Genomic DNA, 12,122 nt, shown 5'->3' with positions numbered 1-12,122 from the left:
GCCTGCTCTTCCTGAAGCTTATTGCGCAAGAACTCAAGAGCACCGTCGCCTCGCTCGCGCAGGACCTCGATGGCAGTGGTAGCCGATACCTGGTCGATATTGACCATCCGCTGAATCTCAGCCGGGGCCTCAGCCAGCACCAGCATGCCCTGCACATGCGACAGTTCCTTGTTGCGTCGCTTCGCGATCTCCTCTTCGGTGGCGCCCAGGTGGACCAGCTTGAGATAGTTGCGAGCGATGCCCACCGGGGTGAGCTTGAGCCCACTTTGGCTGTCCAGCTGGCAGTTCACCCGATCGACATCGTTGCCTCGAAATGGGATGCATACGAGAAATGGGACGGATGCGCCGCGCGAGATTGCGAGCATGGCACCCCGGGCGCGCTGGTGACCTTCGACAATGAAGAACTTCCCCGTGCCGGCGTCGATGCGGACCACCAGGTGCGGCACGAACCGCCCTTCGGCGTACGCCTCCGCGAATTCCTCGATCTTGGCGACCACACGAGGATCGTCATACTCCCGCTGATTGAAGCCGGGCTCTTCCAAGAGCAGGTGCGGCGGGATTTTGAAGACATCGTCCTTCTTCACGCCCGTCTGCTCCGAGTGCGAGGCCTGCGCCTTGAAGGACCTGTGGATGGTTGGGGTTGCGGCTGTCGCCATAAAGCTCCTCATACAGCCCACGAGAGCTGTTGACTGTAAATGCGATCGTACTACAACAATTACCTAAGTCAATATTTGCATAACAATTAATTGCCAATCTGCAACAATTAAATTGCAAAAATAGTCAATGTATTCAGCACGTTAGGGATGGGGCATTGGGCGTTTAGTTGTTTATGGGAGTTGCACCGCCTTCGGGTGGAAGCGTAACAGCGATAGCGTTTTACGGGAGATCTGCCAGGCGGCGCCCCTGAAATGCATGGGACAACAGCGGCCACGGTCTGCGTGAACTGGCCGCGAGGAGCCCACAGCGGTCTTGAACGTCGATGGCGAATGTCGGACGCAGACCCCTGCAGCCTTCACATGAGGATGAGGGTGTCGCTGTGCCTGTTGCTGGCCAGTGCATTCCCAGTGATCGCTTAGTAGCGGTGTTGCCATCGGCAGCCTCTCAGTTGTGATTCTGTATGTCCCCTGTCGCCTTTCAGTAGCAACCAATCCATTTGATAGAGGATCCAGGTTGCCACTCAACTCTCAGTCGCCGCTCAGTCGCAATCGGCCCTTTCTGCTAAGGCTTCCTTGCATTCGTACTTGGTGTTGGACTCTACGCGCTCTAAACCTGCCACTGCAGCTGGAGGGCATGGGTCAGTCCCTGCATCTGGGTGACTAAGCTGGTGCATCCCCTTCGTCACGATAGCCATGTCAGTGGCCCACCCGTTGTCTGCTGCAGCATCGAAGTCCTCGCTGTTGCACGCTGCAGTTTGCAGCATCGTCTGAGCGATAGGGACTCGTCCGGAATTTGACCTGTGGATAACTTTAAAGGTCCCAACGGGATGTTTTCCGAAGGATTGCATAAATACAGATACTGAAGCTGCAAGGTTCCCACATGATCGCCGGCTTTACTCAGTGTCTCGCTTGGGAACAATCCGCCCGTCATGGATCGCCTCGACGAATGCCTCACTGATGATGTGAACCAGGCGCGTGCCGTTTGGCTGCACCTCATAGAGCACCCCCCCTTCCACGCAGAACGCCCGGTTGTTCTTACGACCGATGTAATGGCGCCCTTCCATCGCTTCAAGCTTATTTGCCAAAAATTCGGAAATTTTGGTAGTTTTCTCAATTTCTTCGGATTTTCTTGCAGAGTATCCAAAATCCCTTCCTGATCCGATTAGCTTTCGGATATAGGCAAATATCTCCCTCGCAGGAAGCTCCTCAACGTACTTTCTAGCGGTCAGCATGATGTCGGAAAGACGCTGTTGGGCATCTTTCGCCGCTCGCATCAGGGCGAGAACACCAAATGCACTGACACCTTTCTCACAGAGCCAGGCAAGTTCCTTCGGAAGAAGTGCGTTACCCACTTTGACGAAGGCGGAGCGCCCAGCCTTGGTGGACTCAGCCGTAGAGCTTTGAGACTTAGGTGGTTCGACTTGTTTAGTCCTAAGAGGGTGGCCAGTCCGATCTTGTGCGCTCGCAATAGGCTTTCCCTCCTGATCGACCAAATTCAAGGCCAGCAGAAAGCTCCGAGTTGGTGTTATAGGAGATGTCGAGCCACGGTTTCCAAAGAATGCTCTACGCTCGCGCTCAATGAAACCGTTGCCTTCGAGCCATTTGACAGCTCTATGCACCGAGTCTATGGATTTCCCAGATTCTTCAGCAATGGTGGCCCGAGAGGCAAAGATCCCCGTGTATGGGCTTTTCAGGTCAATCTTTTGAACTATGCGCAGTACGATGCGCAGGAATCCATCTGGCATTGCATGGAAGGCCGATGTATGCGGCAGAGCTGTGCAAGCCCTGGTGATCAGGTACGGGAAGTTTGTAGGTGCGAGCGTTTCCATCGCAGTCTCCGAATAAGGACACGATTCCTTGACGGAGCTGGAGGAACGACTTACTATTGAATCCGTGGTCTGGATTTTTTCCGATTGGCGTCGGTAGAAGTCAGGTTCCGTCACAGCACCCGTCTAACGAGTGCAGAAACCCCGGTAGTTGGCGCTTCCGGGGTTTTTTATTGCCTGTGCTAAGTCATGGGCCTAATCTCCAAAACGTGGACTCCAGAAACGCCGAACCCCGCTCGGTGGCGGGGTTCGGTTGGGGGGAGTGCGGAAGCTGATGGTGGTAGGTTGGGCATCCTCGCCCTCGTTGATGGTTCATACGTATGAACCATCAACGTCGGTAAGGTGCAAGTGCCCCCCGGGCCATGGTTTATACGTATGAACTGGGCTCCTGCGCAGCTGTAGGCGAACCCCGGCGGCGGCGAGCCAAATTCATACGTATGAACCGGTAGCTTCCTGGTGGTCTTTGGCACATGTTGTGTTCTTCCAGTGCGCCTTCCCCATATAGCTGAGGAAGCCTCGTCACTCTCAGAACTTGCCGCGTCCAGGACGAAGTTCGCGCACCTCGAACCTGAATCAGATTCAGGTTCGAACTCATTTCCAAAGGCCTGCTCATAAGGCAATTGCGCGGACGAGCGATTCATACGTATGAACTGCGACGAGAGCGAGCCATGACGCATGAATCCGCCGTCAACAATGGTGCTCGAACTGCTTGTGTAATCTTTAGCTGCTTGAGCTGCGGAGCGTTCGGACTGGGGTGGGCAAAGGGCTGCCTGGCCGGACGACTCGATGCGCGATCCAACCCCAAGTTCATACGTATGAACTGGACGGCGCATACCACCTGAGTTCATACGTATGAACTGTGACGAGAGCCAGCCATGAGGCATGAAGCCGCCGTCAACAACGGTGCTCAAACCGCTTTTGTAATCTTCAGCTGCTTGAGCTGCGGAGCGTTCGGGCTGGGGTGAGTAAAGGGCTGCCTGGCCGGACGACTCGATGCGCGATCCAACCCCAAGTTCATACGTATGAACTGGACGGCGCATACCACCTGAGTTCATACGTATGAACTGTGACGAGAGCCAGCCATGAGGCATGAAGCCGCCGTCAACAACGGTGCTCAAACCGCTTTTGTAATCTTCAGCTGCTTGAGCTGCGGAGCGTTCGGGCTGGGGTGAGCAAAGGGTTGCCAGGCCGGACGACTCGATGCGCGATCCATCCCCAAGTTCATACATATGAACTGGACGGCACTTGCCACCCAAGTTCATACGTATGAACTGTGACAAGAGCCAGTCATCAGGCATGAAGCCGCCGTCAACATCGGTGCTCGAATCGCTTGCGTAATCTTCAGCTGCTTGAGCTTTGGAGCATTCGGAGCAGCGTCGGGAATGAGCCCTCCGCTGGCCGAAAGCCTCGGCGGGCGATCCGCTCCCAAGTTCATACGTATGAACTGGACGGTCCTTGCCATCCGAGTTCATACGTATGAACTGCAACACGTCGAACAAGGCAGACTCGCGTGGGAGCGCGTCGCACCGATCATCAAATAGATGTGAGCGAAATACAGAAAAAAGGACGCGATTCGGGCCCGCAAAGAAGGTGCGAACAACGGGTGAGCTGCCGAACACGGCCGGAGGCAGTGAAGACAGGCGGTCTTCTTCCAGTTCATACGTATGAACCGGAAACCAAGAGTGGTGCCGGTTCATACGTATGAACCACTCCCGGAATGGAGTGGTTGAAAGACAGCAAGCCACACCTTGGGGGTGCGGCTTGGCAGGGTCGAGGCGGCTGGACACGCGCATAACAGAGGATCTACTCAGGCGCATCGCCTGGGGGAGCCGCGCCGGTAGGAACGCCATCTGGCAGATCCTTAGGGTCCAGATATTGCTTCAACAAGCTTTCAATAGCCTGGTTGAACTCCGCGACCCGAGATGTGTCAGGGATTTGGATGGCCATCTCAACCTGACCATTTTTTCGCTGCCGATAGTGTCCAACGGAGAAGCGCCGCTGAAACATCACCGTGTTGCTATCGTTGCGCTTACGGCCCTGTCGTCCAAGCTTTTCAAGAGCATCATCAACCTGCTCCTTTAGCCACTTGATCGTTTGCTCATTCGTAAGGAACTTGTTCGCGAGGTTTGCCGCGACCGAAACGCCTGCTTGGGTTTGAAGACGTGACAAATGATAAGCAACATTGGCCGAAAACCGCTGAGGGGTAGCTTTCACTAGCGAAAGCACATCAGACTCCAGCTTGGTAAAGGCCGCGTAGTAGGACATCTGGGCTTTAGATACACCCGCCCTAGTGGCGATTTCGTCCCAATCCATACCGGAGGCGTTCCAGCCCTGGTAGTAGACCCCTAGGTCATAGTCGGTTGCCCCGTTCCGGTCCTTGTTTTGGGAGTATCCAAGCCACGAAGCCTGCTCTTCCGAGAGGTTGGTGTGAACCTTGGCAAGCAGAACACCATTGTTTAAGTTGTACGAGCGTGTGGCGAGGACCCGAGTCCAACCGTCGCCGATGATGTAACGATTGGGCTTTGCGGGATTGGGGATGACGTGGATCGCATCTCGCTGGCCATCGACGCGCATGGAGTCTGCAATGACACGGATGCCATCATCCAGATACAGCGAGCGCGGGGGATGAGAATTTTGATCAATGAGGGTCGCATCCAACTCCGCAAAATAGAAATCTTGCGTCGGTGTCGGAAGTGCGTGGCTGTATGTTTGTACAGTATCCGTGCTGGAGTGCTCGACTGGGGACGCTGGAGGAAGGAGCTCTTCTGCGTCGCTCCCGTCCTGCCTCGCATGTCCAACTTCTTGCACAGTGCTCGCTAACGTGCTTTGCGCCGCCGCTGATTGAAGATGACTGTCATGCGGCTCGCCTGGAGTTACAGACGGGTCAGACACTTGCACCGTGCTACCGTCCTGCCCAGCTTCATCTGCTCGTTTGGCGTTCGAGAACGAAGGAAGGAGCATCGGAACGGCGAGCCTATTTGGCCGAGAGCCGGCCGACGAAGGCGGGGGAGCCGTCGCACCCGCTTCCTGCGGGTCGGGGACAGGCGCAAATTTACGACGTTTCATGAGTTGCTTTCTTGGCCTTAGTCGCCGCGATCTGCAAGATCTTGCCGTGGATGAACTCCGCGAACACTTGGTACTCCTTGGAAGCGTTCGACGTCGGGCGTTGCAGCGCCAGAGGAAGATAGTTCTCGATGGCCTTGGGGAACTCCTCAGACAGGGAAATCGGATGCGGGGCCAGCGAGTCCGCGTACTGGTTCACGCTAGCTTGCATGCGACTGATCCGCGAAAACTGAGGCGAATAATGAGTTGGCAAAATCACCAGCTCGGGCCTGACTTTGTAGCTTTCTTCCACGGATTCGATTTCACCGATTAACCTGCGCAGACCTTTGACGGCGAAGGAGTCCATGCGAACGGGCGCAATAACGAGATCGGCTGCAGCAAGTGCAGCAGTAGATGTAAGGCTGACGTTCGGGGGGCAATCCATGATTACCACGTCATACTGGCTCAAGTCGAAACCAGGAATCTTCCCTTCGAGCGACAGATCAAACATCGCTTTGAAGAGCATTTCTCGGGGGCCAGTAGAGTTCGCGATGTCGAGCTCCAGGTCGCCCAAGTACGTGTCAGCCCCGATGACATGAGGACCATGCTGCCCGAAAGGCTTCTTGATCATGCCGGTGAGGTCAGGCATTGCACGACGGGTGCGCTTGTACTCGATGAAGGGCTTGACAAGCTTCGCAAATGTCTGCTCGATCAGCGCCTCCTTCGTGACGCCGAAGTGCTCAATCTCTTCCAACACGATGTCGTCTTCGTAGCCGAAACATTGGGTGAGGTTGGCTTGTACGTCCAGGTCGATGGCAAGCACCCTCAACCCCAGAAACTGGAGGTGAATAGCAGTCTCGACGGCAGTTGTAGTCTTGCCGGTCCCACCCTTGACCACATCCACAGTCACGAAGACCGGCCTACCCGCTTGCTTCGGCACCTTCACCAGGCCGCTCGCGCGGCGCCAGTCGGTCAGGCGAAAAAGCGTGTTGATGTCGAAGAGGCGAACCGCGACTGCAGTCGCCGCGCGCTGAATCTCGATGCCTGAGTTCTCCGAGTAGGAGCGGAGCGTCACATCAGAGACCCCCAGCAGCGCGCAAGCGGCGCGAGTGCGGTACTTGAGTGCGTCGATCTTGGCGTACGTGTTGCGTGGAGCGTCTTGAGTCATGTCACGGCCTATGGATGATGGGGCGAATTTTGTACGCTCCGGCAGGGTCTGGTCAAGCAAATTTATAGGTAAAAGTGGCAACTTCGCAAAAAAACCTATAAACCGGACACACGGAGCATAAGTTCAGTAGACGCGTTCTTGCCTGTAACAATCAGAGATGGGTTGGGTTCTGGTGGTCGGGGCTTGCTTGGTCGGACGGCAGAAGCAAGGATTCTATGAAACCACTTGAAATATTTTCTGGCGAAAAGCGCGCGATTTCGCAGCTTTTCGAGGAAATTTTGTCCTCGCATGCTGTGTTTTTGCGTTCAAGGCTCGGCGCCCTACGCTGCTGCTGAGGCGCGTAACCCCGCGCCAGTATTCAGAAAGTTGGGATTACGCCTGTGGGGTGGAAAAATCTCAATTTGTTTCATCCTAAGAATTGCAATGCATTGCCAATTAATCATTGGCGCCAGAATTTGTGCTAGCTGCTTGAACATTGCAACGTATCTGAGCTTAAAATTTAGGTAGGTAACACCCTGAAGAATTGCAATGGAAAACAACTATCTGGAACTCAAGCAAAAGGTCGAGGCAATGCAATCCGATTTGGAGCGTGCACGCCTTTTAGAAGTCCCAAAGGTCGTTGCTTCCATCAAGAAGCAAATTGAAGAGTACAAAATTGCTCCTGACGATCTGTACCCGGGTTTGCGTAGCCAACTTGCAGCAAGTCGTAGCGGGCGGAGCAAGAGGGACCGGCCTGCAAAGTACCGTAGCCCAACTGGGGAGACTTGGTCGGGTGGGCCAGGGCGTAAACCCATGTGGGTGCGTGAGATCGAGGCAAAGGGCGAGGACCTAGAGAAGTACAGGATCGAGTTGCCGCAGTGACGTTGAGCTGCCTCGATCAACAACAAAGGGCCCCTGGTAGGGGCCTTTTTTGTGCTTTGGCGTATCGCAAGCGATGATGCCGCACACGCCTCTAGCTGGATTTCCGCGAACAGCTGCGAAATCGGAAGCTTTTGGGGGAACTTTGAAAAGCACTTGCCGATATTCTCACTCTATCCCGTTGATAGAGAGGAGTAAGCAAAGTGTGGCTGTACGACGGCGCGCCAGAGCACCTGGAATTGAAAGTAAGAGATGCGCAACCCGAAGAGGGGGGCTACGTCATGCTGCTGGTGCTGGAAGGTGGCGAGATCCGCTTGCTCGGCACACGCTTTCCGGCAAAGTACGTTGCCAATTGGCGCAGTAACGCAGTTCGTCATGACGGACCGACCCTCGCAAGAGTGGTTGTCCTCGGCCTGCATCCTCGCTACGAGAAGATCAAGCGTTTGCTGGCTACCAGCTTGGCAGTGGACGAAGAGAAAGGCTCGCAAGGGCAGGGAGGGCGGTCGGCGAAACCCCATTCTGTAGACAGCGTTTTTTCGAAGGCGGAGTTCCTCTTTTCAATTTCACCGGCGACCAACGCTCACCTGGCTGAGGCGTCGCAGCAGCTGGCACAGCAAGCCTGATCCTCGAAGGCAACACCGTGGCCAGCGAACTTTTCGATTTTGACAACCCGTGGCGCCCCGTCTACGAGGGCCGGCAAGCAGCCTCCTGGCTAGGTGCGACCGTTGGGTGTATGGCTACGGCTACGCTCTTACCTCTCCCAACGACCTTCGGTACCGTTACTGCGAGCGCGTGCGGTGTGGTCGGTATGTGGCGGGCTTACAAGGCCTGGGAGAGGGCCTCGGACAAGTGGCGGACGAGCTTTGCACAGAAGGAGTTCATCACCATTCCGGATCTGTTCAAGATCAGCGCTCCCTTCGCGCAGATGGAAAACGGCCGGGGCGAGTTGACGCCCCAAATGTGGATGGGACGAGGCTTTCACTGGACGGACATTGAGGCGTCCAAGATGCATTCCTTGATGGGGGCCGGTGTCGCAAAGATGCTCGGCAAGACTGCGCTTCATGGAGACGGAAGCTACTGGCTGCATGGCCTGGCCAAAGAAGAGTCGGTGGGAGTTCCACTGGAACTGCTGGAAGGGCATACGCTGATCGTCGGCACCACGGGTGTGGGGAAGACAAGACTTTTCGACATCCTGATCGCTCAGTGCATCATGCGCGGTGAACCGGTCGTGATCATCGATCCCAAAGGTGACCAGGGCCTTGCAGACAACGCGCGCAAGGTCTGCGAGTTCATGGGGCATCCCGAGAAGTTCATCTACTTCAACCCAGCTCACCCGGACAAATCCGCAAGCATCGACCCCTTGCGGAACTGGAACCGCAAAACCGAACTTGCGTCACGCGTGGCTGCGCTGATCCCATCAGAGACTGGCACCGACGCATTCGTGGCTTTCGGCTGGAAAGTGCTGCAGGACATCTGCGGTGCTCTCATTGCAACGGAAGAGCGTCCCAACTTGATGAAGCTGCGCCGATACATCGAAGGTGGCCCAGACGATCTGTTGCTGAAGGCTCTTCGCTTCCACTTCAGAGCAAAAGTTCAGAACTGGGAGGAGAAACTGGCGCCACTGATAAAGAAGGCACAGAGCAACTCCAAGGATGACAGTCCAGTTTTGCGCGCGTACATCAAGTTCTACAAGGATGTAGTTATCCACGAGCACCCGAACGTAGACCTGGCGGGCCTGATTTCTACCTTCGAGCATAACCGTGACCATTTTTCGAAAATGGTCGCCTCGCTTATCCCCATCTTGTCCATGCTCACAACGGACCCGCTGGCGGACCTGCTGTCACCGGATTTCGAGCCGGGGCACGACAAGATCTCGACAGACATGAAGAAGGTGATCACAAACGACATGGTGTTGTACATGGGGCTCGACTCCCTCGCCGACTCCACCGTGGGCAGCGCGATTGGGTCGGTGATGCTTGCAGATATGACGGCTGTGGCAGGTGACATCTACAACTACGGAGGGAGCTCGAAAAAGCTCGTCAACGTCTTTGTCGACGAAGCCGCAGAGGTGATCAACACGCCGACAATTCAGCTCCTCAACAAGGGCCGTGGGGCCGGCTTCAAGATGTATATCGCAACCCAGACGTTCGCGGACTTCGCGGCACGCCTGGGCGACGAGAACAAAGCGCGCCAGGTGCTCGGCAACACCAACAACAAGATCATCCTCCGGGTGCTCGACGCGGAAACGCAAAAGTACGTTTCTGACGGCATACCGAAGATCAAAGCCCAATCCATGTCCGTCCGCTACGGCCATAGCCTGACGACGACGATGAGTGAGGAGTACGGCGCGGCATATCAGGAACAAGCCACAGCAGAGGAAGCCGAACTGATCCCGCCCGGAATTCTCAGCGAGCTGCCGCCACTGCACTGCTACATACGGCAGTCCGGTGGGCGAACCTACAAGACGCGTATCCCGATCCTTGGCGAACGGAAGGAAGTGCCACGTAGGGCTCGCCACAGCACTACGGAAAAGCTCAAGGCGAAGCGCGGCTAACGATGGCAACGAAAGCATCAAGCGAAGGGAAGCACTCGTTCGCATCAATCGTGCTTGTGATCGTCATCTTTGGTTCGCTGGCGGTGCTCGCCTTCGTGCCGGTTGAGGTATTCCAGACCCTTCGTATGCGTGAGCAACGGCAGATCGTGGACTGGCTCGGAGCGGAGACGGACCAGTGGATCATGGATCGCATCCTGGACGCCCTCAGTTGGGTAAACGCCGAAGCGGGTCAGATCATGGAGCAGGCGGCTAACAGCGGCAACAAGAAGATCGACCTTTGGCTACTCGATCGCATCCACGCAGCAGCGATCTGGTCCCATGTCGTGTTCTACCGGCTCGGAATGATCATTATGTGGATGGCATTCGCACTTCCTTGCCTGATGGCGGCCTTCTCGGATGGCTATTTCCAGAGACAGATTGCAAAGGCCTCGTTCACGTCGCAGAGCCCACGCTTGCACAAGGGCGGTGTGGATCTCGCGATGCTCGTCGGGGCCTGCCTTGTGGCGTGGATCTTCGCGCCAATTTTCGTTTCAACGTTGGTGGCTCCCGTAGCGATAGGCGTCATGTCGTTTGCTTGGTGGGTGTGGATGGCTAACCTTCAAAAGAGGCTTTGAAGATGACCGATGCACTTCAGACGGCGCAACGCCGCTTCCGGGCACAGCCCATCATCTGCGCCCGGACTAAGTCGGTGAAGGGCTTGGAGTTGTTGAGCAGGAGTCGACTAGATTTCAACGACCCTCAGGGCATGCTGATGGCTGACGTGGACGCCATTAAAGCAGCATGGGCGGTGGCAAACCACTACAGAGGCTCAATGCGCGTCCACTGCAACGTTGAAATATCTTCCATGGGCAGCTTGCTCTGGACCGACACCATGGTTGAGTACATGTGTCCAGGCGTTGTGGTCGAACTAGTTGAGCGCAATGACAGCCTTACATGCTCTCGCGCCTTCTCAAGAATCTGCCAAACCGTGCAATGGCTCCGTCGAATGGGCGGTGTCATGGCCATGGACGACTGGACCGGGAAGGCTATCGAGATGGGCATGCTGCGTGAACTCTCCCCGGAGTTCGTCAAGGTGAACGAGCCTCGGTATCTGAGGCAACTAGCCGATTGCGGTTTGGGACTGGGCACGCAGATCGTCGTAGAGCGCATCGAGACACTGCAGCAAGCTACCGACGCTGAGCGAATCGGAGCTACGGAACTGCAAGGGTACTGGTGCGACGTTCATGTTGAGCACGAGTTTCCAGCCGAGTTCACGCCGCCAGGCGTCATAGCCAGGAATATGGCGTTGACGAAGGTGGCCTAGATCTGAATCTCCAGCTGTGTGCCAATTACATGCCAGGCGCAGGGTTTGAGAGCTTGGAAGCCAGCGAGCACATTGTCCGCTCAAGAGGCCGAGCCTCCCGACATGAGTCGGACAAGAACATCGTCATCCCTTGGACCGAGCCCGCCGCTGGCGAGCTTTGACCGAGTTTCCAAAGCGCTGCCGGTATGAACGAAGGCGCAGCGAAATTTCTGCAAACAGCGCTCCCAGAGCAAGCTTTTCGCCCGAAATTTTTCTGGGTCCCTCCGTAGTATCGAGTGCCATGCGGATCGTTCTCTTTGCACTTTTGATGCTTAGCTCTGTGGGCGCTGGCGCGGCTTGTTTTGATGAAGCGGCCGAGCGCTACCGCGTGCCCGTTAGCCTGCTCAAGGCGATATCGACGGTCGAATCTGGCGGAAATCCGAAGGCCCGAAATAAGAACGCCAACGGCTCCTTCGATATCGGCCATATGCAGATCAACAGTTCCTGGCTTCCCACACTCGCTCGGTACGGGATCGACGAAGAGAAGCTGCGGGATCCCTGCGTCAACACGAACATCGGCGCCTGGGTTCTTGCACATAACGTTGCCCGCTTCGGAATGACCTGGAATGCCGTTGGTGCATACAACGCCACCACCGAATCCAAGCGGCTCATCTACGCCAGAAAAGTCTCCCGCGTGCTGCTGGGCGGTAAACCTCAATCCTGAATGAACTGGCCA

The 12,122-nt window shown here is 55.9% G+C and carries 10 protein-coding genes; 6 read left to right on the top strand and 4 right to left on the bottom strand.

What is annotated here, in order from left to right; genetic code table 11:
* The 4 genes from ACM14_RS03105 to ACM14_RS03095 all read right to left on the bottom strand — a co-directional run.
* Nucleotides 1–584: ParB/RepB/Spo0J family partition protein (locus ACM14_RS03105; protein WP_368072931.1), on the bottom strand; the 584-nt coding region annotated here is incomplete at its 3' end.
* Between the two features lie 965 nt (nt 585–1,549).
* A complete protein-coding gene (locus tag ACM14_RS31325; protein WP_139093361.1) occupies nt 1,550–2,485 on the bottom strand; it encodes a hypothetical protein in 936 nt (311 codons plus the stop codon).
* Between the two features lie 1,800 nt (nt 2,486–4,285).
* The gene (locus ACM14_RS31320) at nt 4,286–5,548 is read right to left on the bottom strand and encodes a hypothetical protein (protein WP_139093360.1); all 1,263 of its coding nucleotides are present in this window, start codon (nt 5,546–5,548) and stop codon (nt 4,286–4,288) included.
* Nucleotides 5,535–6,692, bottom strand: coding sequence for an AAA family ATPase (locus ACM14_RS03095; protein ID WP_046987402.1), 1,158 nt, complete (start codon nt 6,690–6,692; stop codon nt 5,535–5,537). Before ACM14_RS03095 ends, ACM14_RS31320 begins: the two co-directional genes overlap by 14 nt.
* Nucleotides 6,693–7,220: 528 nt before the next feature.
* Here ACM14_RS03095 and ACM14_RS03090 point away from each other — a divergent pair.
* The 6 genes from ACM14_RS03090 (at nt 7,221) to ACM14_RS03065 (ending at nt 12,110) form a co-directional block, all read left to right on the top strand.
* Nucleotides 7,221–7,553: an H-NS family nucleoid-associated regulatory protein gene (locus tag ACM14_RS03090; RefSeq protein WP_046987403.1), complete on the top strand. Its 333-nt coding sequence runs from the start codon at nt 7,221–7,223 to the stop codon at nt 7,551–7,553.
* Nucleotides 7,554–7,753: 200 nt separating this feature from the next.
* Nucleotides 7,754–8,173 carry a hypothetical protein gene (locus tag ACM14_RS03085; RefSeq protein ID WP_065345288.1) on the top strand — a complete coding sequence of 140 codons (420 nt, stop codon included), beginning with the start codon at nt 7,754–7,756 and terminating at the stop codon, nt 8,171–8,173.
* Between the two features lie 17 nt (nt 8,174–8,190).
* Entirely contained in the window at nt 8,191–10,104 is a 1,914-nt protein-coding gene (traD, locus tag ACM14_RS03080) for a conjugative transfer system coupling protein TraD (RefSeq protein WP_065345287.1), read from the top strand.
* 2 nt (nt 10,105–10,106) lie between these two features.
* Complete coding sequence (locus ACM14_RS03075) at nt 10,107–10,718, top strand: DUF4400 domain-containing protein (RefSeq protein WP_065345286.1); 612 nt, start codon at nt 10,107–10,109, stop codon at nt 10,716–10,718.
* 2 nt (nt 10,719–10,720) lie between these two features.
* On the top strand, nt 10,721–11,407 hold the full coding sequence (locus ACM14_RS03070) for an EAL domain-containing protein (protein ID WP_065345285.1): 687 nt from the start codon (nt 10,721–10,723) through the stop codon (nt 11,405–11,407).
* Nucleotides 11,408–11,687: 280 nt separating this feature from the next.
* A complete protein-coding gene (locus tag ACM14_RS03065) occupies nt 11,688–12,110 on the top strand; it encodes a lytic transglycosylase domain-containing protein (RefSeq protein WP_065345284.1) in 423 nt (140 codons plus the stop codon).
* Nucleotides 12,111–12,122 lie beyond the last annotated feature (12 nt).

The organism is Delftia sp. JD2 (assembly GCF_001682645.1).
Classification (GTDB): Bacteria; Pseudomonadota; Gammaproteobacteria; order Burkholderiales; family Burkholderiaceae_C; genus Comamonas; species Comamonas acidovorans.
The sequence above is the reverse complement of the archived record's forward strand: the minus strand, read 5'-3'. Positions and strand labels throughout refer to the sequence as shown.